The 23,799-nt window shown below is 67.7% G+C and carries 19 protein-coding genes; 8 read left to right on the top strand and 11 right to left on the bottom strand.

The genetic code is table 11. The annotated features are described in order from the left end of the window. Nucleotides 1-6 precede the first annotated feature (6 nt). A complete protein-coding gene (locus AWC07_RS14595) occupies nucleotides 7-996 on the bottom strand; it encodes a malate dehydrogenase (protein WP_036418146.1) in 990 nt (329 codons plus the stop codon). Between the two features lie 196 nt (nucleotides 997-1,192). Between AWC07_RS14595 and corA the strand changes: the two genes are divergently transcribed. Next, nucleotides 1,193-2,293, top strand: coding sequence for a magnesium/cobalt transporter CorA (gene corA / locus AWC07_RS14590; RefSeq protein ID WP_036418143.1), 1,101 nt, complete (start codon nucleotides 1,193-1,195; stop codon nucleotides 2,291-2,293). A 124-nt stretch (nucleotides 2,294-2,417) separates the two neighbouring features. Here the strand turns inward: corA and AWC07_RS14585 are convergent, their stop codons facing one another. Genes AWC07_RS14585 through AWC07_RS14565 form a run of 5 tightly spaced genes read right to left on the bottom strand, consistent with a single transcriptional unit; the run spans nucleotide 2,418 to nucleotide 7,274 of the window. Further along, nucleotides 2,418-3,590, bottom strand: a complete 1,173-nt coding sequence (locus AWC07_RS14585; RefSeq protein WP_036418141.1) for an ABC transporter ATP-binding protein — start codon at nucleotides 3,588-3,590, stop codon at nucleotides 2,418-2,420. 4 nt (nucleotides 3,591-3,594) lie between these two features. Beyond that, nucleotides 3,595-4,419 (bottom strand): carbohydrate ABC transporter permease, encoded by an 825-nt coding sequence (locus AWC07_RS14580; RefSeq protein WP_139829709.1) that lies wholly within the window; start codon nucleotides 4,417-4,419, stop codon nucleotides 3,595-3,597. A gap of 4 nt (nucleotides 4,420-4,423) precedes the next feature. Further along, nucleotides 4,424-5,335, bottom strand: coding sequence for a carbohydrate ABC transporter permease (locus AWC07_RS14575; protein ID WP_139829707.1), 912 nt, complete (start codon nucleotides 5,333-5,335; stop codon nucleotides 4,424-4,426). After that, the gene (locus tag AWC07_RS14570; RefSeq protein ID WP_425271248.1) at nucleotides 5,332-6,726 is read right to left on the bottom strand and encodes an extracellular solute-binding protein; all 1,395 of its coding nucleotides are present in this window, start codon (nucleotides 6,724-6,726) and stop codon (nucleotides 5,332-5,334) included. The genes AWC07_RS14575 and AWC07_RS14570 overlap by 4 nt, the downstream gene beginning before the upstream one ends. Nucleotides 6,727-6,746: 20 nt before the next feature. Further along, nucleotides 6,747-7,274 (bottom strand): general stress protein, encoded by a 528-nt coding sequence (locus tag AWC07_RS14565; RefSeq protein ID WP_036418135.1) that lies wholly within the window; start codon nucleotides 7,272-7,274, stop codon nucleotides 6,747-6,749. Nucleotides 7,275-7,498: 224 nt separating this feature from the next. On the opposite strand from AWC07_RS14565, the gene AWC07_RS14560 reads away from it, so the two are divergent. The 5 genes from AWC07_RS14560 (at nucleotide 7,499) to AWC07_RS14540 (ending at nucleotide 12,790) form a co-directional block, all read left to right on the top strand. Further along, on the top strand, nucleotides 7,499-8,167 hold the full coding sequence (locus tag AWC07_RS14560) for a DUF4190 domain-containing protein (RefSeq protein ID WP_036418133.1): 669 nt from the start codon (nucleotides 7,499-7,501) through the stop codon (nucleotides 8,165-8,167). A 72-nt stretch (nucleotides 8,168-8,239) separates the two neighbouring features. After that, a complete protein-coding gene (locus tag AWC07_RS14555) occupies nucleotides 8,240-9,547 on the top strand; it encodes a magnesium transporter MgtE N-terminal domain-containing protein (RefSeq protein WP_036418131.1) in 1,308 nt (435 codons plus the stop codon). After that, nucleotides 9,544-10,086 carry a DUF1003 domain-containing protein gene (locus AWC07_RS14550; RefSeq protein WP_036418129.1) on the top strand — a complete coding sequence of 181 codons (543 nt, stop codon included), beginning with the start codon at nucleotides 9,544-9,546 and terminating at the stop codon, nucleotides 10,084-10,086. The genes AWC07_RS14555 and AWC07_RS14550 overlap by 4 nt, the downstream gene beginning before the upstream one ends. A 113-nt stretch (nucleotides 10,087-10,199) precedes the next feature. Beyond that, the gene (locus AWC07_RS14545; protein ID WP_036418127.1) at nucleotides 10,200-11,591 is read left to right on the top strand and encodes a lytic transglycosylase domain-containing protein; all 1,392 of its coding nucleotides are present in this window, start codon (nucleotides 10,200-10,202) and stop codon (nucleotides 11,589-11,591) included. 47 nt (nucleotides 11,592-11,638) lie between these two features. Then, complete coding sequence (locus tag AWC07_RS14540) at nucleotides 11,639-12,790, top strand: Mrp/NBP35 family ATP-binding protein (protein ID WP_036418125.1); 1,152 nt, start codon at nucleotides 11,639-11,641, stop codon at nucleotides 12,788-12,790. A gap of 8 nt (nucleotides 12,791-12,798) precedes the next feature. On the opposite strand, the gene tatB is transcribed toward AWC07_RS14540, so the two are convergent. The 4 genes from tatB to sigE form a co-directional block, all read right to left on the bottom strand. Beyond that, nucleotides 12,799-13,200, bottom strand: a complete 402-nt coding sequence (gene tatB / locus AWC07_RS14535) for a Sec-independent protein translocase protein TatB (RefSeq protein ID WP_036418123.1) — start codon at nucleotides 13,198-13,200, stop codon at nucleotides 12,799-12,801. Between the two features lie 52 nt (nucleotides 13,201-13,252). Continuing rightward, a complete protein-coding gene (htrA, locus tag AWC07_RS14530; protein ID WP_036418121.1) occupies nucleotides 13,253-14,779 on the bottom strand; it encodes a serine protease HtrA in 1,527 nt (508 codons plus the stop codon). Between the two features lie 161 nt (nucleotides 14,780-14,940). Beyond that, nucleotides 14,941-15,333 (bottom strand): anti-sigma E factor RseA, encoded by a 393-nt coding sequence (gene rseA, locus AWC07_RS14525; protein WP_036418119.1) that lies wholly within the window; start codon nucleotides 15,331-15,333, stop codon nucleotides 14,941-14,943. A gap of 184 nt (nucleotides 15,334-15,517) precedes the next feature. Further along, a complete protein-coding gene (gene sigE, locus AWC07_RS14520) occupies nucleotides 15,518-16,291 on the bottom strand; it encodes an RNA polymerase sigma factor SigE (RefSeq protein WP_036418117.1) in 774 nt (257 codons plus the stop codon). A gap of 225 nt (nucleotides 16,292-16,516) precedes the next feature. On the opposite strand from sigE, the gene AWC07_RS14515 reads away from it, so the two are divergent. Further along, nucleotides 16,517-17,191 (top strand): O-methyltransferase, encoded by a 675-nt coding sequence (locus AWC07_RS14515; RefSeq protein ID WP_036418161.1) that lies wholly within the window; start codon nucleotides 16,517-16,519, stop codon nucleotides 17,189-17,191. A gap of 38 nt (nucleotides 17,192-17,229) precedes the next feature. On the opposite strand, the gene AWC07_RS14510 is transcribed toward AWC07_RS14515, so the two are convergent. After that, nucleotides 17,230-19,836 (bottom strand): LuxR C-terminal-related transcriptional regulator, encoded by a 2,607-nt coding sequence (locus tag AWC07_RS14510; protein ID WP_036418115.1) that lies wholly within the window; start codon nucleotides 19,834-19,836, stop codon nucleotides 17,230-17,232. Between the two features lie 321 nt (nucleotides 19,837-20,157). On the opposite strand from AWC07_RS14510, the gene AWC07_RS14505 reads away from it, so the two are divergent. Continuing rightward, complete coding sequence (locus AWC07_RS14505; RefSeq protein ID WP_085105120.1) at nucleotides 20,158-23,670, top strand: PE family protein; 3,513 nt, start codon at nucleotides 20,158-20,160, stop codon at nucleotides 23,668-23,670. Nucleotides 23,671-23,799: the final 129 nt, after the last annotated feature.

Raw genomic sequence — 23,799 nt, 5'->3', positions numbered from 1 at the left:
CACGGCTCAGATCAGGCCGAGCCCGGTGACCGCGCTGCGTTCGTCGGCCAGCTCGGCGGTGGACGCGTCGATCTTGACGCGGGAGAAGTCGTCGATCTCCAGCCCTGGGACGATCGTCCAGTCGCCGTCCTTGGTGGTCACCGGGAACGACGAGATCAGGCCCTCCGGCACGCCGTAGGAACCGTCAGAGAAGACCGCCATCGACACCCAGTCGCCCTCGGGGCTGCCCAGCAGCCAGTCCCGGGCAGCGTCGATGGTGGCCGAGGCGGCCGAGGCGGCCGAGGACGCCCCGCGCGCTTCGATGACCGCCGCGCCGCGCTTGGCGACGGTCGGGATGAAGTCGTTCTCGATCCAGGCCTGGTCTCCCACCACCTCGGCCGCGTTCTTGCCGCCGATTTCGGCGTGGAACACGTCGGGGTACTGGGTGGCCGAGTGGTTACCCCAGATCGTCATCTTCTTGATGTCGGCGACTTTCGCGCCGGTCCTCTTAGCGAGCTGCGAGATCGCCCGGTTGTGGTCCAGACGGGTCAGCGCGGTGAAGCGCTCGCGCGGAATGTCGGGGGCATTGCTCATCGCGATCAGGGCGTTGGTGTTGGCCGGGTTGCCGGTCACGCCGATCCGGACGTCGGCGGCGGCGACGTCGTTGAGAGCCTTGCCCTGCGCGGTGAAGATGGCGCCGTTGGCCTCGAGCAGGTCGCCGCGCTCCATGCCCTTGGTGCGCGGGCGGGCACCGACGAGCAGGGCCAGGTTCACGCCGTCGAAGATCTTGTTGGCGTCCGCGCCGATTTCGACGCCGGCCAGCAGCGGGAACGCACAGTCGTCGAGTTCCATCACCACACCCTCGAGCGCCTTGAGCGCCGGCTCGATCTCGAGCAGCCGTAGCTCGATCGGGCGGTCGGAACCCAGCAGCGAGCCGCTGGCCAGGCGGAACAACAGGCTGTAGCCGATCTGGCCGGCAGCACCGGTGACGGCGACCTTGAGGGGACTTGCGCTCACGTCGGTTCGCTCCTTGTGGAGAAATCTGCGTAACAGGGTTTCACAGGGGGGTGATGTGTCGGGTCGAAACTAGCGCACCGGCCCCACCGGAAATCTGCGGACCCGCGCCGACACCGCTGCTGCCACGTTGACGTGGCAAAACGGCGTAGCATGGACCACCGCCCGGTCAGACCTGCGCTGCGATCGGAGACTGAGGATGTTTCAAGGATTTGACGCGCTGCCCGAATCGCTGCGGACGGTCGCTCGATCGCGGCCGCAGCACGTCCATCCCACACGCACTGCGACGGCGCAGGCGTTGGTTGATTGCGGTGTCTACGTCGACGGCCGGCGGATGCCAGGCAAGTACGCCTACAGCGACGCATCGCGCGAGGTGCGGGAGCGGGACCAGTCGGGTGAGCAGGCGTTCGTGTGGGTCGGGCTGCACGAGCCCGACCAACAGCAAATGCAGGACGTGGCCGACGTTTTCGGGCTGCACCCGCTGGCAGTCGAGGACGCCGTGCACGCCCATCAACGGCCCAAGCTGGAGCGCTACGACGACACGCTCGTTCTGGTCCTCAAGACCGTCAACTACGTGCCGCACGACTCGGTGGTGCTCGCCCGCGAGATCGTCGAAACCGGCGAGATCATGATCTTCGTCGGCAACGACTTCGTGATCACGGTCCGGCATGGCGAACACGGCGGATTGTCGGAGGTGCGCAAGCGGATGGACGCCGGCCCCGAGCATCTGCGGCTGGGACCTTACGCGGTGATGCACGCCATCGCCGACTACGTGGTCGACCATTACCTGGCGGTCACGTCGCTGATCGAAACAGATATCGACAGCATCGAGGAAGTGGCCTTCGCGCCCGGCCGCAAGCTCGACGTCGAGCCGATTTATCTGCTCAAGCGGGAGGTTCTCGAACTCCGCCGCTGCGTCAGCCCGCTGTCGACGGCGTTCCAGCGAATGCAGACCGAGAACAAGGACGTGATCTCCAAGGAAGTCCGGCGTTACCTGCGCGACGTCGCCGACCACCAGACCGAGGCCGCCGAGCAGATCGCCAGCTATGACGACATGCTCAACTCGCTGGTGCAGGCTGCGCTGGCCCGTGTCGGTATGCAACAGAACATGGACATGCGCAAGATCTCGGCCTGGGCCGGCATCATTGCGGTGCCGACCATGATCGCCGGCATCTACGGTATGAACTTCCACTTCATGCCCGAATTGGACTCAAGGTGGGGTTACCCGGCGGTGATCAGCAGCATGGTCGTCGTCTGCCTGGTCCTTTACCTCAGTTTCCGCAACCGGAACTGGCTCTGACGCGATCGAGCGTGCACTGACGGCGTCGAGCGTGCACTGACGGCGGCATTCTCGCGATTCTGCCGCCCTGGATGCACGTTGGACGCCGAGGACGCACACTCGACCACGCCGCCAGCCGTCGGAATCACGGGGCGACGGGAACTGTCAGGTTGACACCGGAGTCGGCGTCGAAAACGGCCAGCTTGGTGGTGTCGAAAGCCAACTCGATCGGCTGCCCGATCGCCGCCTTCGATTCCGCGGAAACCCTTGCCGCAAACTGGTTTTCGCGCATTTCCCCCTGAGCCTCCAGTTCATCCAGCTGCGCCGAGTGCACGGCCGGAGCCGAGGTGGTGAAGTAGACATATTTGTCCGCCCCCAACGATTCGACCAAATCGACACCGACCTGGAAGGTCAGTGCCTTGATGCGTTGGTAGGCATCGATCAGTGCGGCGTCCTGAATATGCTCGGGCCGCACGCCGACGATGACCTTCTCGGTTTTCGCGCGGGCGGCGATCAGCTCGTGCACGTCCGGTGCCAGCGTCACCTCACCGAAGGGCAGGGCCAGCCCGATCGACGTCAGCGTCGCGGGGAAGAAATTCATCGTCGGCGAGCCAATGAAGCCCGCAACGAACAAATTGGCCGGATGCTCGTAAAGCTCTGTCGGAGTGCCGATCTGCTGCGCAATACCGCCGTGCATCACTACCACCCGATCGCCCAGCGTCATGGCCTCGGTCTGGTCGTGGGTGACGTAGACGGTGGTGGCGCCCAGCCTCTTCTGCAGCCGGGCGATCTCACCGCGCATCTGCACCCGTAGTTTGGCGTCCAGGTTGGACAGCGGCTCGTCCATCAGAAAGGCCTTCGGATGGCGCACGATCGCCCTGCCCATCGCGACCCGCTGGCGCTGCCCACCCGACAACTGTGAGGGCTTGCGATCCAGAAGGTCGGTCAGGTCAAGGATTTTGGCCGTCTCGGAGACCTTCTGCGCGATGTCGGCCTTCTTCATCTTGGCCAGGGTCAGCGGAAACGCGATATTCTGCCGCACGGTCATATGCGGATAGAGCGCATACGACTGGAACACCATCGCAATATCGCGGTCTTTGGGCGCCTTCTCGTTGACCCGTTGACCATCGATGCGCAGTTCTCCCGACGAGATATCCTCAAGTCCGGCAATCATGTTCAGGGTAGTGGTCTTGCCGCAGCCGGACGGCCCCACCAGAATCAGGAATTCGCCGTCGGCGATGGTGAGGCTGAGGTCGGCTACCGCCGTCGCGCCGTTGGGGTAACTCTTGCTGACGTGCTCGAGCACGATTTCGGCCATTGCGCTATCCCTTCACAGCCCCGGACGTCAAGCCGGCGACAATCCGTCGTTGGAAGACGAGAACGAAGACGATGATCGGAACCGTGATCACCATAGCTCCGGCCGCAATCGATCCCGTCGGCTCCTCGAACTGCGAACTGCCGGTGAAGTTGGCGATCGCCACCGGCGCGGTAATCGCCGCCTTGGTCGCGGTCAGCGACAGCGCGAGCAGCAGGTCGTTCCAGGCGAAGATGAACACCAGGATCGCGGCGGTCACCAGCCCCGGAGCCGCCAGCGGCGCGATCACTTTGCGGAAGGCCTGCCCAGGCGTCGCGCCGTCCATCTTGGCCGCTTTCTCCAGATCCCAGGGTACCTCCCGGAAGAACGCCGACAGCGTGTAAATGGCAAGCGGCAGGGCAAAAGTGATGTACGGCAGGATCAAGCCCGGCCAGGTGTCGAACAGGCCGACAGCGCGCTCGATGTTGAACAGCGGTGTCACCAACGAGATCGCCGGGAACATGGTGATCAGCAGGGTGACGCCGATCAGCACCCGCTTGCCCGGAAAGTCCAGTCGCGCAATAGCATACGCCGCCATGGCACCGAGTGCCACCGCTATCACGGTGGTGATCAGCCCGACCCCGATGGAGTTGATCAGCGCCGAGCTGAAGAATTCGCCCCGGAAGACGCCGCGATAGTTGTCCAGCGTCACCGATGACGGAATCAACTTGCCGTCCTTGACCGTTGACGTCGGCTTGAGCGACAAGCTGAAAATCCAGAGCACCGGGAGCAACGCATACACCACGACCACCGAGTCGATGACTGCCCAGAACGTGGCCCGACGCGCTCCCAACGGCTCAGCGGCCATCCACGTCACTCCCCGAAGCTTCTGTTGGTCGTTGGGCGCCGAACAGCTTGATGAACAGCAGCGCGATGATACCCACGCAGCCGAAGATCAGCACGCTGATCGCCGAGCCGAGACCAACGTTGAAGCCTTTGAACAGGTTGTCGTAGCCCAGGATTGACACCGACTCGGTGTTGTTCTCGCCGGCGGTCAGCACATAGATGTTGTCGAAAATGCGGAAGGCATCCAGAGTCCGAAACAGCAGTGCCACCACCATTGCCGGCTTGATGATCGGCAGGGTGACTTTGGTCAACCGTCGCCAAGCGCCGGCCCCGTCGACTTGTGCGGCCTTCAACAGATCCTCGGGCACCAGCGCCAGCCCGGCCAGCAGCAGCAGCGACATGAACGGCGTCGTCTTCCACACCTCGGCAATCACCACGACCCCCAGCGACGGGACCTGGTGGGTCAGCGGGGCACTACCGTGCGGCAGCAGGTTGGCCAGGTATCCGGTGCCCGGGGTCCAGGCGTAGTACCAGCTGTACGACGCGACCACCGTGACAATCCCGTACGGGATCAGCACCGCGGTGCGCACCAGCCCCTTGCCGATCAGCGTGCGGTGCATCACCAGCGCCAGCGCCAGGCCCAGCACTAACTCGAGCGTCACTGACACCACCGTGATCGCCAGCGTCACCGTCAGCGCCGTCCACCAATACCGGTCGGTCAGAACGGTTCGGTAGTTCGCCAATCCGATGAACGCCGTGTCGTTGGGGGTAGCCAGGTTGTTGCGCTGCAGGCTGAGCCACACCGCGTAACCGATCGGATAGGCCGTCACCGCCAGCATCAACAGCGCCGCCGGTGCCACCAGGATGAACGCCAGCCGCTGTTCGGCCCGGCGGTTCCCCGAGCGCACGAAAGCGGCCGTCACGGCAGCAGGCCCGTGCCGTCGACGGCCTTTTGCACCTGCGCGGTGATGTCGTCGGCGGTGCGTTCCGGGTCGATCTTGGTGACCGGACTCAGCGCCGCCGCCAGCCGCAACGACACCGCTTGGTAGGCCGGCGTCGCCGGCCGCACGGCGGCGTTGGTGAGCTGCTGGCGGATGATCTCGTACATCGGATACTTCGCCTGAAACTGCGGGTCGGAGTACAGCGAGGCGCGTACCGCGGGAAGACCGCCCTGGATCGAGACGTACTTCTGGTTCTGCAGGTTACGCAGGCACCGGACCGCCTCGAATGCCTCGGCTTTATGGCGGGTCGTGCTCGCCACCGCCAGGTTCAGCCCGCCGATCGTCACCTTGGCCGGCCGGCCCGGCAAGACTCCGGGATAGGGCGCGAAGCCGAGCACCTGCTGGCTGGCTTGGTAGGCGACGCGGAACTGTTCGTCGCTGGGCTCGAAGGTGCCGACGCTGTTGACGGCGCCGGCCAATTCGGGAAGGCGGTTGAGCGGCAGAAACGGCACCCCACCCTTGACCGCATTCTCCAGCATGGAGGCAAACACGTACGGCCAGTTAACCTCCAGGGCCGCCTTCCCTTGTTCGAACGCCAGCCGGGCGGTGCCCTCCTCCGCGCGGCTGATCGACGGGTCGGCTCCGGGCGCGGTGGCCACCGATTTCAGGACCCGCAGTGCGGCGACGGTGGCGGCCCGATGAGCGGGGGTGTCGGTCAGAGTGACCCGTTTGCCGTCCTCGTCAAGCACCTGACCGCCGACGCTGGTCAGCACGGTGTTGAACCACACCACCAGACCCTCGCCCTGGCTGGCCTGCGCCGCAATCCAACTCGGCTGGCCGGCGGCGCGCAATCGGGCCGCCTCGGCCACCATGGCGTTCCAGTTGTCCGGCGGCTGAGGCACCAAATCCGGCCGATACCAAAGCAATTGGGTATTGGTCGTCACGGGCGCGGCGTACAGCCGGTGCTTCCAGGTGGCCGTCCTGATCGGGCCCGGAAGTGTGTCGGAGACCGCGTCGCCCTCGGTCAGCCCGGCGGGATCCGCCGACAGCGGCAGCGTCCATCCGGCCTCGGCGAATTCGGCCGTCCAAACGACGTCCATCGCCATCACGTCCAGGGTGTGGTCGTTTCCGGTCAGCCGCCGGGCCAGTTGTAGCCGCTGCTGGTCGGGTGATCGGGGCAGGCTCACGTGCTCGACGATGTATCGGCCGCCGGCCTGCTCGGTGCAGCGCTGCGCAATAGCGGTGAACGTTGCCCCGTCGGTGGCCGGGGTGTAGAAGCTGAGCACCAGTCCGTGGCCGCGCGACCCGCAGGCCGAGACCGCGGACGCGACCGTCAGCGCCGCCAGCGCGGCCGAGCCCAGCCGCCGTCTCACCTTTGCCACCGGCACCGGCGTCAGATCGCCAAACGCGCCAGCAGATCGCGTGCCTTCTCCGCGTTTTGCGGATCGCAGAGTACGTCGTAGCGGCCGGCCACCAATTGCATGGTGGAGCTGAAATCCCTGGTGCCGCGCGCCATCGCATACGGAACCGCGGAGGTGATCAGCCCGAAGAAGACCCCGGCGACCAACCCGGTGACCAACGCTGCCCACGGGTTGGGGCTGAAGAAGCCGAGCACCAAGCCGATGAACAGACCGAGCCAAGCGCCGCTGAGCACACCGCCGCCGAGCACTTTAGGCCAGGTCAGCCGGCCCGTCACCCGTTCCACCTGCATCAGGTCGACGCCGACGATGGTCACCTGCTGGACTGGGAATTGCTGCTCCGACAGGTAGTCGACAGCGCGCTGCGCCTCGGCGTAGGTGGGATAGGACCCGACCGGCCAGCCTTTGGGCGGGGTGGGCAATCCGGGCACAACCCGCCGACCAGCAGGCCCAGTGGGCGGTGTTGCACCGGGAACCTGTCCCGGTTGGAATGGGCTAGTCATCGGTCTTCATTCTCCTCTGCCCTGCTATGCCCTGGCCATCGTTTCATCTTCGGGATGCCCGCGCATTATCAGGGCGACCGCGAACGGCCCGCTCGCACCGGCTGTTACCCATAGTTCTCCTGGCGAGGGCCTTCCCGACGCAGGAGTTTGCCGTCATTTCGCGGAGCACTCGGCGCCGCCCGCACCCGGGCGTCGGCCCGGTCCCGTCGGCTAGGTTGATCACCATGACAGCTTCCGGCGGCTCCCCCGACGAGGGCGACGGCACGACCTCGCCTACCGCGGCCGGTGAGCAGCCCGGTTCCCCCGTGTCCGGCGCGCCGTGGGCGGCGCCGGGAACATCGTCGCCAGCCGCCGACTACCCGTCCGCGTATCCGCCGCCCGGTTATCCGCCCGTTTATCCGCCCGGCCCGTTTGGCCCGGCGGGGTATCCGTCCGGCTACGCGGCCGGCTACCCGCCGCCGATTTCGCCGCCCACCTATGCCCCGCCGGGATATTCGCCGTACGGCGCGCAGCCGGCAGACTACGCGGGCCCGTATCCCGCACCCATGGCATCGCCGTACGGTGGATCCGCATACCCGCCGCCCTCCTACCCGGACGGCAATTTCTCGCCGCCGTACCCGCCGCCGGACTACATGGGCGGTTATTACTCCGCGCCGGGCCCGGCGATGCCGGGCACCAACACCATGGCGATCGTCTCGCTGGTGTCGTCGTTCGTGGGCGTGTTCTGCTGCATCGGCTCGATCGTGTCCATCGTGATGGGCACGATCGCGCTCAACCAGATCAAGCAAACCCGAGAAGACGGCTATGGCCTGGCGGTGGCCGGCATCGTGATCAGCGTTGCGACGCTGCTGGTCTATCTGATCGTCGCGATCTTCAGCCTTCCGTCCCGTTAGAACCCACTAGAACCCACGAGAACCCATTAGCACCCGTTAGCAACCGCCGTCGGGCTGCCTACGCTCTCAGTCATGGGCTCGGTCAACAGGGTGTATGTGGCGCGGCTGTCGCGGATGATGGTGCTGGGTCCGCTCGGCGAATCCTTCGGCCGGGTTCGCGACGTCGTGATCAGCATCAGCATTGTCCGCCAGCAACCCCGTGTACTGGGATTGGTGGTCGACCTGGCAACCCGCCGCAGCATCTTCATACCGATCCTGCGAGTCGCCGCGATCGAGCCGGACGCGGTGACGCTGACCACCGGCAACGTGTCGTTGCGCCACTTCGAACAACGGCCGGGCGAGGTCCTGGCCATCGGCCAAGTACTCGACACGCCCGTCAAGGTCAACGACCCCGCCCTGCCGGAGCTGGCCAGCGCCGACCTGGTGGTGACCGACCTGGGCATCGAGCAAACCCGAACCCGCGACTGGCTGGTCACCAGAGTCGCCGTCCGCACCCAGCGACGCCTGAGGCGGCGCGGGCCGGTACATGTCGTGGACTGGCAATACGTACGCGGATTGACGCCGTCTGCCCTGGCCATGCCCGGTCAGGCCGTGGCACAACTGCTGGACCAGTTCGAAGGGCGGCGCGCCGTCGACGTCGCCGACGCCATCCGCGGCCTCCCGTCCAAACGCCGCTACGAGGTGTTCCGGGCGCTCGACAACGAACGGCTGGCCGACGTCCTGCAGGAGCTGCCCGAATCGGATCAGGCCGAAGTCTTATCCCAACTCGGGACCGATCGCGCTGCCGATGTCCTCGAGGAGATGGATCCCGACGACGCCGCCGACCTGCTCGGGGTGCTGAATCCGACCGATGCCGAGACGTTGCTGACGCGAATGGACCCCGACGACTCCAACTCGGTGCGACGGCTGCTGAAACACTCGCCCGACACCGCGGGCGGCTTGATGACCTCCGATCCGGTGGTGCTGACCCCGGACACCTCGGTTGCCGAGGCGCTGGCGCGGGTCCGCGACCCCGACCTGACCCCCGCGCTGTCGTCCATGGTCTTTGTGGCGCGCCCGCCGACGGCCACCCCCACCGGCCACTACCTGGGTTGCGTGCAGCTGCAGCGACTGCTTCGCGAACCGCCGGCCGACCTGGTGGGGGGACTCGTCGACACCGACCTGCTGACCCTGACACCGGAGACCCCGCTGGCCGCCGTAACCCGTTATTTCGCCGCGTACAACCTCGTGTGCGGGCCGGTGGTCGACGACCAGAACCACCTGTTGGGCGCGGTGACGGTCGACGACCTGCTCGATCATTTGCTGCCGCCTGACTGGCGCGTGGACGTGCAGCAGCTCGATCCCGCCGGCCGACCCGCCCGATCCGGAGGAGACCTGTGAGCAAACCCTCAGCACCTCGGCGGCTGTATACACCGCGGACGTCGCGCAGGTTCACGCCGCGGCTGGACCCTGAGGCTCTTGGGCAAGTCACCGAACGCATCGCACGGTTTTTCGGCACCGGCCGTTACCTGTTGCTGCAAACGCTGATGGTGCTGACCTGGATCGCGTTAAATCTGTTCGCGGCTCACTGGCGCTGGGATCCCTACCCGTTCATCCTGCTCAATCTGGCCTTTTCCACCCAGGCCGCCTACGCGGCGCCGCTGATCCTGCTGGCCCAGAACCGTCAGGAAAACCGTGACCGCGTCGCCCTGGAAGAGGACCGCCGCCGCGCCGCGCAGACCAAGGCCGACACCGAATACCTGGCGCGGGAGCTGGCTGCCCTGCGGCTGGCCATCGGCGAGGTCCCGACGCGCGACTACCTGCGGCATGAACTGGAGAGCCTGCGTACTCTGATGGCCGATTTGCAGTCTGCCCGTCCGGACGCCGACCCGGCGCGGGCGATTGACGGGGTGGAACGTGGAGCGAGGAAAACGCTGTGAGAACCATCGCCCCCATTGCGCCACTCCCGTCACAAGAGTTATGTATGGTGATCTAGTTCACGAGGCTAAGAAGCATAGTTATTCGACGGCTCGCATAATTGAGGACGGTCGAGGTGCGCATAGGGAGCCGCTGGGGTGTTCACCCGGCCGTTGCTGAAGGCGCCACCCAGTTGTGGGATTCAATGTGCCAGCGGGCACTGCGCGTCACGAAGTCACCGGCATTCGGCATAGCCATGATCACTCCCCTGGTGTTCGCCGGGGCGGTCAGCGGCGCGGCACCCGTATCCCACGGAAGGACGCCACCGGTGCGCACTGCCATCACGCCGGTGGCCGCGGTCGCCCCGTCCCGCCTCGTCGACCTGTCCGGACCGACCGTCATCGCCGTCCACCGTCCGCCGACCGGCTTCCACGTCGCCGCGGCCACCACCTCCGCCCCACCGCCGCCTATGATCGTGAATTCGCCTGGCGCGCTTGGCATTCCAATCATGGCGCTGACGGCCTATCGCAACGCCGAGCAGAAGATGGCCGTTGCCGCGCCGGCGTGCGGCATCAGCTGGAACCTGCTGGCCGGGATCGGGCGGATCGAGTCGATGCATGCCAACGGCGGCGCCGTCGACTCGCGCGGCACCGCGGTCAGCCCGATCTACGGGCCCGCCCTCGACGGCACGCTGCCCGGTAACGAGGTCATCATCCAAAGCATGATCGGCAACCGCGTCACCTACGCCCGTGCCATGGGCCCGATGCAGTTCCTGCCCGGCACCTGGGCGCGCTACGCCGTCGACGGCGACAACGACGGCGTACCCGATCCGCAGAACCTGTTCGACTCCACCCTGGCGGCCGCTCGCTACCTGTGCAGCGGCGGACTGAACCTGCGGGATCCCGCGCAGGTCATGGCCGCCATCCTGCGCTACAACAACTCGATGCCCTATGCCCAGAACGTGCTGGGCTGGGCGGCGGCGTACGCCACCGGCGTGGTGCCGGTCGACCTGCCGCCGATCACCGGGCCGCCGCCGCCCATCGGGGACGCGCACCTGGAGCATCCGGAGGGGCTTGGGCCCAACCTGCCGATGAACGTCAACGGCCTGGGCGTCTACGACCCGATGGGCCACCTTCCGCTGATCGACTTCGGCCCGCCGCAGCTGGCCAACACGCCGCCGCCGCTGTGGCCGTGGCTGCAACAACCCACCCCGCAGCCCCAGGCGCCGCAACCCGGGTGCACGCTGATCTGCATTACCTCGCAGAACCCGCCTGAGGCAGTTCCGCCCGGAGGTCCGCCGATGCCGTTCGGGGGCATCGTGATTGCACCGCCGGCTGCGCCCGCCGCTCCCCCGCCAGCCGAGCTGCCACCCCCAGGCGATCCGGGCCAGCCGGCACCACCGGCTGCCCCGGCACCGGCCAGCCCCGCACCCAACGGCTCGGCGTCGCCGAAACCGGCCGGGCCCTCGCATGCCCCGGCGCCCACCACGCCCGTTCCCGGCGGGCCGGTGCTCACTCCGGTCAGCTGACCACTCGGCCGGCCGATCGACGTCCGGGCCGCATACACTCGGCGGTGATGTCCGGAACTCGAGACCCCGCCGCCAACCTCACGGCCGCTGTGCGCAGCGCACTGGCCAAAGTGATCGACCCGGAACTTCGGCGACCCATCACCGAACTCGGAATGGTCAAGAGCATCGACATCGGTGCGCACGGCCAGGTGGACGTCGGGATCTACCTGACCACCGCCGCCTGCCCGAAGAAGACTGAGATCACCGAGCGTGTCGCCCGGGCGGTGTCCGACGTTCCAGGCGCCGGTGCCGTGCGGGTGAGCCTGGATGTCATGAGCGACGAGCAGCGCACCGAATTGCGCAAACAGCTGCGCGGTGACGCCCGGGAACCGGTCATCCCGTTCGCCCAACCCAGCTCCTTGACCCGGGTCTATGCCGTCGCTTCCGGCAAGGGCGGCGTCGGCAAGTCCACCGTCACGGTCAATCTGGCCGTGGCGATGGCGGCCCGCGGGTTGTCGGTCGGCGTGCTCGACGCCGACATTCACGGCCATTCCATTCCCCGGATGATGGGCACCACCGACCGGCCCACCCAGGTGGAGTCGATGATCCTGCCGCCCATCGCGCACGAGGTGCGGGTCATCTCGATCGCGCAATTCACCGAGGGCAACACGCCGGTGGTGTGGCGCGGGCCGATGCTGCACCGGGCGCTGCAGCAGTTCCTGGCCGACGTGTACTGGGGTGATCTGGACGTGCTGCTGCTCGACCTGCCGCCCGGAACGGGCGACGTCGCCATTTCGGTGGCTCAGCTGATTCCCAACGCCGAGATCCTGGTGGTGACCACGCCGCAGCTGGCCGCCGCCGAAGTGGCCGAACGGGCCGGCAGCATTGCCCTGCAGACCCGGCAGCGGATCGTCGGCGTCGTCGAAAACATGTCGGGGCTCACGCTGCCGGACGGCACCACGCTGCAGGTGTTCGGTGAGGGCGGAGGTCAGCAGGTGGCTGAGCGGCTGACCCGTGCGGTCGGCGCCGACGTGCCGCTGCTGGGCCGGATCCCGCTGGACCCCGCGCTGGTGGCCGCCGGCGACTCGGGCGTGCCGCTGGTCTTGAGTGCGCCCGATTCGGCGGTGGGTAAAGAGCTGCTCAACATTGCCGAGAGCTTGGCGGCACGGCGCCGCGGGCTGGCCGGCATGTCGCTAGGGCTCGACCCAACCGGGCGCTGAGCGGCTGTTCAGGTCGCGTCGGAATCGAACGGAGGACGGGCGGGCTCGTCGGGAACGGGCCGTTCCGTCCCGGGCGGCGGGGGTGCCGGCTGCGCGGGAGTCGCGGCGGCCGGCTGGTCGAAGTTGCCGGTGAAGAGGGAATCGTCGCCGTCGAGCAGGTGTTTGGTCAGCGCCGCGCGGGGCGTCATGCCCCGCAGCTTCTGCAGCTCGCTGAGGTGCCCGCGAAGGTCGTCGAATTCGGGCCCCATGTCCTCGCGCAGCTGATTGGTCACACCGCTGAGGTATTCCCGCGCCTGACGCAGCGCGCCCGCGGTCCAGCGGATCGCGCCGGGGAGCCGTTCGGGGCCAAGCACCACCAGCCCGACCACAACGAGTACGAGCATCTCCCCCCAGCCGATGTTGGCGAACATCAGATCGGACGGTGATGACCCGCTGCGCCCGGCTGCGCCGCGCTTGCGATCATCACGAGCTGGTATCGGGTTCGGGTTTGACCGTCAGCGTGACGTGGCGACCCTCGCGGACCACCTCCACCGGCGCGTCCTGCCCGATTGTCAGCTGCCGCACGGCGACGACGAACTCATCGGAGTCGGCCACCTTACGGTCGCCGATTTTGACGATCACATCGTTTTCCAGGATTCCGCCCTTCTGGGCGGGACTACCGGCCTTCACGTTGGCCACCTGCGCACCCGATGCGATCGCGTTGCTCACCGAACGGGTGCTGATACCCAGCGTCGGGTGGACGATCTTTCCGTCTTTGATCAGCGTTTGGGCGACCACCTTCATCTCGTTGACCGGAATGGCGAAGCCCAGGCCGCTGGCGCTGTCCGAGAGCGACTTGCCGGCGGTGTTGATGCCGATCACCTGCGAATCCATGTCGATCAGCGGACCGCCGGAGTTGCCGTGGTTGATCGAGGCGTCGGTCTGCAGGGCGTCGATCACCGTATCGGTGTCCGAACCCTCCCCCGACAACGGAACGGGACGGTGCAGCGCGCTGATGATGCCATGCGTCACGGTGCTGCGCAGTCCTAGCGGCGCACCGGCGGCCAGCACCTCGTCGCCGACTCGCACCTTGCCGGAATCACCGAGCCGGGCCACGGTCAGGTTGTCGACATTGTCGACCTTCAGCACGGCCAGGTCGGTCTTGGGGTCACGCCCCACCAGGCTGGCGGGCACCTCCTTGCCGTCATTGAACACCACGGTCGTCTTGAACTGGCTGGGGTTGTTCGCGGCTTCGGAGATCACGTGGTTGTTGGTGACGATGTAGCCGCGACCGTCGATGATGACACCGGAACCCTGCATGCCCTCCTGGTCGCTCTTCGATTCGATGGTCACGACCGAGTCGGCGACCGCCGCGGCCACCTTGGTGAACCTGCCGGCCGGCTCCTCGGCGTTGCCGCTGGTCGACAACGTCACCTTCGATGTCGTGAACGCCTCGACGACTTCGGCGGTCTTGCGGCCGATCACACCGCCGGTCACGCCGATCACCAGCGCGATGATGGCCAGGACGACCAGCGCCAGATAGGACACCTTGCCGCCGAACAGCACGTCGCGCACGCCGAGCTTGCCCCGCTGGCCCAGCGCGCTGTGCGGTGGCGGCGGGGTCAGCGCCGGAGTTCCCAGAGCGGCCGCCGCGGCGGGATCGCGCCACGGATCGTCGGGCTCGTCCTGTTGGCCGTCCTTTTCGGCGGCCAGCGCCCCGGCGTCGATGGGGTGGCGTTGCAGCGAGTCGACGCCGCCGGGTGGCCGGCTGAAGGCTTCCTCCAGCACCGGATCGGGCGGTTGCTCGTGTGACCGGAACTCGGCCTGGTCCTGGTACTTCGGCGGACGCACCCGCTCCGCCACAAACGAACCCCGCACCCCCGATGGTCGCCCGAACGCTTGACGCGATGCGGAATCGACCGGTGGCCGAAAGACGGGGCGCGGCGCCAGGCGGGGTCCGCCGTCCCCGACACCGGTACTGCCACTGTTTTTGCCTTGGTCGGAGGTCACGTGATCCTCTTCTGGTTCTCGGCTGAGCGTTGGCGACACGGACCACGACGGCCCGCCCTGCCGGACGCGGCGTTATCGGTGTCCACACTAGTATCCGTGACATTTCTGATGGCTGAAGCCAGCAGCCGGCCGGCCTTCATTTCGGGGTGCAGCCAACCAAGCTAGCGACGCTTGCGCTGGCCACGGATATCGCGCTGAGCGAAGGGATCCGGCAGCGGCGTCGCGTCGTCGGACGGCTGATGCGGGATTTCCGACAGCAACCCGAGCAGCGTGCTGGGGATGCGGATCGGGCGCGAGTCGCGTAGCGCGGCGCGAGCACGGCTGTGGTCGTCTACCTCGGCCGCGCACTGCGGGCACAGCGACAGGTGATGCGCCGCGCGCAGGTGGGCGTTCATTGTCAGCTCACCATCGACAAACGCGGCAATGGCCTCGATGGAGAGGTGCTCGGTGGACCGGAACCGGCGCGGCGCACCGACCGGCGCATCACTTTGGGAAGCGAATTGGGTAGGAAGCCAGGAGAACGCGCGCCGAAACACATGTCCCCGGTCGGCCATCACCAGCTCCTTCCGCGCTTTCGAGCCATTTCCAGGCGTTATCGAGTCTTTTCTCGCCCTGGTATTTCGAATGTAGCGCGGCCCGGTGCCGGATAACCATCATCAGCGAGCAAAACCAGAGGATTTGGGACCAGTTGGCAACCATGCAGCAGCCAAACCGATGGTTCGGCTCCTGGCGCTTGTCTTAACCGCCTGTCCTCACCGATCGCGCGTAGGCCTCGCCGTGTTCGGGATGGGCGGCAAGATAGTCGCGCAACGCCTGGCGTCCGCGGTGGATCCGGCTCCGCACGGTGCCGAGCTTGACACCGAGGGTGGCACCGATCTCCTCGTAGGACAGACCTTCGATATCGCACAACACGACTGCGGCACGAAACTCCGGCGGCAGCGAATCGAGGGCAGCCTGCAAATCGGGCCCCAGCCGTGCGTCGTGATAGATCTGCTCGGGGTTGGGGTCGTCGGCAGGCACCCGGTCGTAATCCTCGGGCAACGCCTCCATCCGGATGCGGGTCCGGCGGCGGACCATGTCGAGAAACAGGTTGGTAGTGATGCGGTGCAACCAGCCCTCGAAGGTTCCCGGCTGGTAATTCTGCACGGACCGAAAAACCCTGATGAACGTTTCTTGCGTCAGGTCCTCGGCATCGTGCCGATTGCCGGAGAGGCGATAGGCCAGCCGGTACACCCGGTCGGCGTGCTGACGCACCAACTCGTCCCACGACGGCATTGTGGCCTTGTCCCCGGTCGCGTCGAATACCGCAGTACCAAGCAACCCGTCGGACGGTTCGACCCACTCGTCGTCGCGAACCTGTTGGGGGTGAGACATGATTGTCGTGCTCAAAGTGGTGATTTCGGGTCCCTCCGGAACTCCCCTGCCATCCCTGCCGTCAAGAGTTGGCAGCTCGTTACCGGCAACGCGAAGTTGCCACTCGGTATTCCCCGCCCAGCGTCCGCCTCGTTCCATACCGATACCGTCGCGTACCGGCGTGTGGGCGGTATATGAGCAAACTGAGCTTTAGCTGAGAAACCATTCCGTTACCTTGATTTTCCTGGGCTTTTCGGGTGCGGGGTGACCTTGGTCGCGCGGTGCGTCCCGGGTGTGTCGGCAGCGGCTGCGCGGCGCGGGCTCAGGTCCGGCCATCGGGCGCGCCTGCCCGACGGCGTCGCCGATCCGGCATACGCTGCCGACATGGACGGCACCGGTGATAACTCGGTCGCCCGCGGCCCGCAGGCCCCCAGTCGAGCCGAACTGATGTCTGCGCACGCCGAGGGGTCGATATCGGAAGACGCGATCCTGACCAGCGCCCGTGAGCGGGCCATGGACATCGGCGCCGGAGCGGTGACCCCCGCCGTCGGCGCCCTGCTGAGCCTGCTGGCCAAGCTCAGCGGCGGCAAGGCGGTCGCCGAGGTGGGTACCGGAGCGGGTGTCAGCGGACTGTGGCTGCTGTCCGGAATGAGCAATGACGGCGTGCTGACCACGATCGATATCGAGCCCGAGCACCTGCGACTCGCCAAGCAGGCTTTCCACGAGGCCGGAATCGGACCGTCGCGCACCAGACTGATCGGCGGGCGTGCCCAAGAGGTGCTGACCCGGCTCGCCGACGAAGCCTACGACTTGGTGTTCATCGACGCCGACCCGGTCGATCAACCGGACTACGTGGTCGAGGGGGTCCGGTTGCTGCGATCCGGCGGGGTCATCGTGGTGCACCGGGCAGCGCTGGGCGGACGGGCCGGTGATCCGGCGGCGCGCGACGCCGAGGTGACCGCGGTCCGGGAGGCGGCCCGACTGATCGCCGAGGACGAACGGCTCACCCCGGCGCTGGTGCCGCTGGGTGATGGTGTGCTGGCCGCGGTTCGGGATTAATTTAAGGCGGAGGCTAACGCTGTGTCGGAGCCGGAACATCACGGATCGAACTCCTGGACAATCTTCGCCAATTCGGCGCGAGTAGCGATTCCGGCCTTGAAGGTGGCGCGGTAGATATGCCCCTCGACTGTGCGAACGGACAGTGACAAGGCGTCGGCGATCTCCCGGTTGGTGAGGCCCTTCGACACCAGAAGTGCGATCTCGCGTTGACGGTGGCTGAACGGAAAAGCGATCTTGGCCCCTACTAGCGCCGGACTGGTCGCGCCGCCACAACGCTTGGACAGGCTCTCGGCGCGAGCGCCGGCAGTCAAAGCGCTGCCGTTTCGGTTGGCCACTCGGTAGGCCGATGACGAATGGGCGGCCGCGTCCGCGGCGGCAAGGAGATCGCCCATCGCTTCGAAGTCGGCGGATACCGCTTCGAGTTCGGGCGCGGCGTCGTCGGCCAGCGCTTTCGCGTAGCGCGCCGCGATCGGCGCGCGTGGCCCCTCGACGAGGGTGGCCAGCTCGGCTAGTCGGTCCGCGGCGGTGGTGTCGCAGAACTGAACCGAGGTCTGCAGACACAGGACTTCGCTGGCCAACAGGCCGCGCCGGCGTGCGAAGGTTGCGGCCTGCGCGGCCGTGTCGCGGGCGCGTTCGATCTGCCCTTGCGCGGCTGCCACCCAGGCCTGGGCCAGCAGGTAGGTGACTTCGAGATACAAGAGATGGGGGCGGCGCACTTCGGCGGCCCGCTCGAGTGCGCGCACCGCGCCGTCGACGTTTCCCGATCGCGCCAGCGCCGTCGCGTAGTGCACCTGGTACCGATACGTGTGACCCATGATCAGCCCGAATTGCCCCAACTCCCGCTGGCCGGGATGCAAGCGTCGGCGAGCCACCGCGAGGTCGCCGGAGGCCAGGGCCACCATTCCGATGGTGGCGGAGCACAGCGTGCGAGCTACCGGCGCCATCCTGGCGTACCGGCGGTAGGCCTGCTGGGCCACCTCGGTCGCCCCGGCGAGGTCTCCGGCGAGCACCAGCACGTGGGTGTGCAGCTTGGCGAGGTTGGCCGCGTTGAATGCGTCAGGGGCGTCATCCAGGATTCCCCACGCGCTCGCCGCCTCGCGGCGTACCCGGCTGAGGTGCCCGCGCTCCCCATGGGCAAATGCCCGCATCCCCAGGCAAACGACGGCACCGTAATTGTCGAGTTGCTCAGGATCGGCGGCGTATAACGCATCGATGGCGCGGACCGGGTTGGCGGTGAACCCGAAGTGGAATCCGAGCAACGTATTGAGCTGATGCGCGCGGATGCCGGTCGAACCCTGCAATGCTCGCTCGACCAGGCATAAAGCTTCCGTCGGCTGAGCGAACCCGAACAGGAGGTTCATCACCATCAGATTGAATTCGTTGAGGAAATCGTTGCCGCGCAGTTCATCCGGGCGAATGCGGCTCAGTTCGGCCTGCGCGTCGTTGGCCATACCGAGGAGAAACAGGCAGTAGGCGTGCTGGAGTTTCGCCCCGACGCCGCCTCCGGCGTCGACAGCGGCGCGCGCGCAACGCTCGGCGAACTCGATATCGAGTTGCGCCAGGGCGGCCGCCGCGGCCCCCAACAAGATGTCCGCGTCGGGCGGCAGATCCGATTCCAGCCAGAGCAAGCCCAGCTGGGCGGGATCAACCGCGGCGGTGTTGTGTGGGCTGGCCATCGCCGCGGCGAGACGACCGCGCAGACGACTCTGCCGCAGCTGACCGCACTGTGCCAGCGTGATAGCGGAATACAGCGGGTGTGCGACCCGGATGACGTCGGGCGTTGATTCGTCGGCGCGGATCAGTCCGAGCCGCTCGGCCTCCGCGGACGCCTCACCGTCGGAGAGCGAATTGAGCAAGGATCGGCCAATCGAACCGGCGACCGCGACCAGATCGACGACCTCCTGCACGGACTCGGTGAGCGCACCGAATTGCATTTGCACCAAGTCCCGCAAGGACGGTGACACCATCGGAGCAGCACGCAGACTCCACATCCCGTCGTCCTCGACAAGATTTCCAGCGGCGCGTTCCGCACCGATGATGTGTGTCAGGTAGGCGGGGTTACCGCGTGTCAAATCCCAGAGCTGCTCGGCACAATCGCCGCTAACCTGTCCGCGCAATTCGCTGCGCAGTAGCTCATCGCTTTCGGACTGGGATAGTGGCGGTAAGTCGACGCGGCGAAGGATCCCCTCTTTCCACGGCTTCATTACCGCGTCGGGCGCGGGAGCGCCGCTGCGGACCGTGACGAGCAATTTGGTTCCGGGATGCTGCAGGAGGCTGTACACGACGAAAGCCGACAGGTTATCGAGCAGATGCGCGTCATCGATGCTGATCAGAATCCGGTCCGACGCGTCGGCGTCGGTCATTGCCGCAACCACCTGGTGGGCGGCATTGTGCGGGTTCTCGTGGCTCCCGTTTGACCATTTGGTGAAGGCGCCCAACGGAATTGACTGCGCGGTGACGCTAGCAGTGACACGGTGGACAACCCAGCCCAATGCCTCGGCTGCCGCGGCCGCGTCCTCGGCAAGCCGCGTCTTGCCGACCCCCGCATCGCCGACCACCAGCACGCCGCGACAGTCGTCCGCGGCGAGGGCGTCGGCAATCACCAGAAGTTCCTTGCCCCGGCCTATTAAGGGGCAGCGGATCATCACATGACGAATGTAGGTTCTAGTGTCAATCCACGGTTGTCGTTCGGCCGACATTTCTGCGCATTCTTAGGTGTGCGATCTTTTTGCGGCCGTTTACTCGCACCTCGACGTCGGTCAAACCCCTTCGGCTGATCCCACGGCATTACCGCGCCCCGCCGACTGCACTTCGGCTGGTCTGAGTGGGGTAGCGCGATGGGTGTCGAGGGGTGGCGATTAGGTAGTCGGCTACGTGGTCCTGCGTGCGCTTTTTGCTCGACGATTCGGACAGTCGGAAGTTTCTACGGGGGTCGTGTTCGGCCTCGTCAGTAATGGAGGCCGCAGATGTCGTCCTTTGTGATCGCGAGCCCTGGATTCTTGGCGGCGGCAGCGGCCGATTTAGCCGGGCTTGAGCAGGCGGTTGAGGCGGCCAACGCGGCGGCGGCCGGCTCGACGACGCAGCTGCTGGCGGCGGCCGGCGATGAGGTGTCCGCGGCGATCGCGAGGTTGTTTGGCATCTACGGCCACGAGTATCAGGCGCTGAGTAGTCAGGCGGCGACGTTTCATGCCCAGTTTGTGCAGGCGCTGAATGCAGGTGCGCGGGCGTATGCGGCAGTCGAGGCCGCCAACGCCTCGCGATTGCAGACCCTGGGGCAGGACACGCTTGTCGCGATCAATGCCCGCACCGAGGCACTGCTGGGCCGCCCGATGATCGGCAACGGCGCTGACGGGACGGCCGCCCATCCCGACGGTGCGGCCGGTGGGCTGCTCTACGGCAACGGCGGCAACGGCTATTCCCAAGCGGGAGCCGGCACTTCCGCTGGTAACGGCGGCGCTGCCGGATTGATCGGCACCGGCGGTGCCGGCGGAAACGGCGGCACCGGCGGCCTCGGTGGTGCCGGCGGCCGTGGCGGATGGCTCTACGGCTCGGGCGGGGCCGGCGGCAACGCAGGTGCCGGCGGCATCGCCGGTAACGGCGGCGCTGCCGGGTTGATCGGTAGTGGTGGCGCCGGCGGCATCGGCGCTGCCGGCGGCCACGGGGGCGACGGCGGCAATGGCGGATGGCTCTACGGCGCGGGTGGAGCCGGCGGCTATGGCGGTGACAGCGGCAACGCCGGTAACGGCGGAACCGCCGGGTTGATCGGTAGCGGCGGAGCCGGCGGGGTCGGCGGCGACAACGGCGGCAACGGCGGCAATGGCGGCAGGGGCGGGTGGCTCCATGGCAGCGGCGGTGACGGTGGAGCGGCCAGATTTGCCGGCACCGGCGGTGACGGTGGCAGCGGCGGGCTGCTGCACGGCGACGGGGGGGCCGGAGGTAATGGCGGGGCCGCCGCCATGGCCGGCGGCGACGGCGGGACCGGTGGGGCCGGCGGCAACGGCGCGCTGCTGTTCGGCAGTGGCGGCGCCGGCGGGGCCGGTGGTTCGGGCGCTACCGGCGCCCAAGGTGCCGCCACGGTGATTCCCGGCGGCAACAGCGGGCTGCTGCTCGGTAACGCGGGTAACGGCGGGGTCGGCGGTAACGGAGGGCTGTTGTTCGGTGCCGGCGGGGCAGGCGGCCAGGGCGGTGTAGGCGGGGCCGGCGGGGTCGGCGGCGTCGGCGGCGCGGGCTGGAATGCTGTCGGCGCCGGGGTAACCGGCGGCGACGGCGGCGACAGCGGCGCTGGTGGCCAGGGTGGAATGGGGGGCGCGGGCGGGGCCGGTGGGCGCGGTTCGGCCTTGTTCGGCGGTACGGGTGCGACCGGCAACGGCGGGGCCGGGGGAGCCGGCGGCAATCCCGGTGCACCCGGCGACGGCGGTATGGGCGGGGCCGGCGACGCCGGCACTCCCAACGGTGGCACGGGCGGTAACGGGGGCGACCCGGGCCTTGTGGGCATTGGTGGTATCGGTGGCGCTGGCGCCGTTCCCGGCGCAACCGGCGCCGCAGGCACCATCACGCCAGGCAACGGCGGCAACGGCGGCCTCGGCGGGGCCGGCTACACCCAAACCGTCAGCGGCAACGGCGGTACCGGCGGGAATGGTGGAATTGGTGGCCTGTACGGCAACGGCGGCGGCGGCGGACACGGCGGTGATGGCGCTGGCAATGGCAACGGCGGCGGCGGCGGTGTCGGCGGCAACTCCGGTGCTATGGCCGGGGCCGGCGGTAACGGCGGCGACGGAGGCAATGGCGCCGGCACCGGCAACGGCGGCAACGGCGGCAGCGGCGGCATCTCCGACCACAACCCCATCTCTACCGCAAACGCTACCGGCGGTGTCGGCGGCCAGGGCGGCACCGGTGTTACCGGCGGGGACGGCGGCACCGGTGGCGGCGCGTTTATCCGCAACCCTGCCGCTACGGCTACGGCCACCGGAGGCCAAGGCGGGGCCGGCGGAAGCGGCAGCACCCAAAGCGGGAACGGCGGGAATGGCGGTTTTGCTTACACCAAGGGAACGGGCGCCATCACCGCCGGCACCGGCGGCGATGGCGGCAACGGTGGCAGTTTCCGCGGCGGGAACGGCGGCAACGGCGGCAGCCTGGAAATAGACACCAGCGCCTCTACCTTCGTCCCCGTCGGCGCTACCGGCGGCAACGGCGGCAGCGGCTTCAACGGCGGGTCCGGCGGGGTCGGCGGCACGGTGCAGATCGACGGCACTACCTCTGCGCAAAACGCTACCGGCGGCCAAGGCGGGATGGGTGGCGTCGGCACCGGCATCACCGGAATCGGCGGAAGCGGCGGGCAAGGCGGTTTGGGGATCACCTACGGACATGGAAACGCCTTTGGCGGCGCCCCCGGAGCCGGCAACACCGGCGGCCTCGGGGGCGGCGGAAACGGCGGCAGCGGCGGCAATGCGGAGAACTGGGGAACCGGAAACGCCACCGGCAGCGCCGGTGCGAACGGCGTCGACGGCGGCAACATCGGCGGGAGTGGCGGCGTCGGCGGCGTCGCGGCCATCCACAACACGGCCTCTACGGGCACCGTCACCGCCGGTATGGGCGGGAACGGCGGGAACGGCTCCATCCAAGGTGGGAACGGCGGCACCGGCGGTTTCGCATTCACCGACGGAAAGGGCCCGATCACGGCCGGCGCCGGCGGCAATGGCGGCACCGGCGGCACCTTCCGCGGCGGGAACGGCGGCAACGGGGGCAGCCTGGTCATCGGCAGCGCCAGCACCTCTACCTTTGCCCCGGTCGGCGCCACCGGCGGCAACGGCGGTAACGGCTTCAACGGCGGGAACGCCGGGGGCGGCGGCAGCGTGGAAATCGGCATTGCCAGCTCTACGCTCAACGTTGTCGGCGGCACCGGCGGTGTGGCCGGCAACGCTACCGACGTCAATGGCAACGGCGGGGGCGGCGGGGCCGGCGGCACCGCGATCACCTACGGAAGCGGGAGCGCCACCGGCGGCGTGGCCACGGCCGGCGGCATCGGGGGCGCTAACGGGGCCGGCGGCAACGGCGGCAGCGGCGGCAATGCGGAGAACCGCGGAACCGGAGACGCCTTCGGGTCCGCCGGCGTCGACGGCACCGCCGGTGGTGCCAGCGGCGGCGCCGGCGGCAACGGCGGCTCCGCGTACGTCACGAATCCCGCTTCTCCTGGTAACGCCACCGCCGGTGACGCCGGCAACGGCGGTGACGGCGGTACGGGTGGCGCCGGCGGTTTGGGCGGTTTCGCATCCAACACCGGGACCGGATTTGCTAAAGCCGGCAATGGCGGCAATGGCGGCGACAGCTCCGCAGCGTTCACCGATGGTGGGGGCGGCGGCAACGGGGGTGACGCACATGCAGTTTCCGGCACTCCCACTCCCGGTACCGGGGGTTCCGGTGGGGGCCCCGGACCCGGCGGCAACCCGGGCTCACCCGGCTCCAACGGCAACATTGTTTAGCGTGACCGCGGGGACGGGCGGTCACTGACGAAGATTCCGGCCCCAGGTCGGCGATTCGGGCCGGAAGCGGGATGCCGGCGTAGCACTGGCATGGGCGATCGCCGCGCCTCGCTGGACTCGGACTGCGCG

Origin of the sequence: Mycobacterium gastri (assembly GCF_002102175.1) — a bacterium.
Lineage (GTDB): Bacteria > Actinomycetota > Actinomycetes > Mycobacteriales > Mycobacteriaceae > Mycobacterium > Mycobacterium gastri.
This window is presented reverse-complemented; position numbering and strand designations above follow the sequence as displayed.

What these genes read in the sequence shown, in the direction of transcription:
- AWC07_RS14515 (WP_036418161.1), top strand. Translation starts at nt 16,517, where the DNA reads ATGGACGGCACCGGTGATAACTCGGTCGCCCGCGGCCCGCAGGCCCCC.
- AWC07_RS14585 (WP_036418141.1), bottom strand. Translation starts at nt 3,590, where the DNA reads ATGGCCGAAATCGTGCTCGAGCACGTCAGCAAGAGTTACCCCAACGGC.
- AWC07_RS14505 (WP_085105120.1), top strand. Translation starts at nt 20,158, where the DNA reads ATGTCGTCCTTTGTGATCGCGAGCCCTGGATTCTTGGCGGCGGCAGCG.
- tatB (WP_036418123.1), bottom strand. Translation starts at nt 13,200, where the DNA reads ATGTTCGCCAACATCGGCTGGGGGGAGATGCTCGTACTCGTTGTGGTC.
- sigE (WP_036418117.1), bottom strand. Translation starts at nt 16,291, where the DNA reads ATGGAACGAGGCGGACGCTGGGCGGGGAATACCGAGTGGCAACTTCGC.
- AWC07_RS14560 (WP_036418133.1), top strand. Translation starts at nt 7,499, where the DNA reads ATGACAGCTTCCGGCGGCTCCCCCGACGAGGGCGACGGCACGACCTCG.
- rseA (WP_036418119.1), bottom strand. Translation starts at nt 15,333, where the DNA reads ATGGCCGACCGGGGACATGTGTTTCGGCGCGCGTTCTCCTGGCTTCCT.
- AWC07_RS14565 (WP_036418135.1), bottom strand. Translation starts at nt 7,274, where the DNA reads ATGACTAGCCCATTCCAACCGGGACAGGTTCCCGGTGCAACACCGCCC.
- AWC07_RS14540 (WP_036418125.1), top strand. Translation starts at nt 11,639, where the DNA reads ATGTCCGGAACTCGAGACCCCGCCGCCAACCTCACGGCCGCTGTGCGC.
- AWC07_RS14510 (WP_036418115.1), bottom strand. Translation starts at nt 19,836, where the DNA reads ATGATCCGCTGCCCCTTAATAGGCCGGGGCAAGGAACTTCTGGTGATT.
- corA (WP_036418143.1), top strand. Translation starts at nt 1,193, where the DNA reads ATGTTTCAAGGATTTGACGCGCTGCCCGAATCGCTGCGGACGGTCGCT.
- AWC07_RS14555 (WP_036418131.1), top strand. Translation starts at nt 8,240, where the DNA reads ATGGGCTCGGTCAACAGGGTGTATGTGGCGCGGCTGTCGCGGATGATG.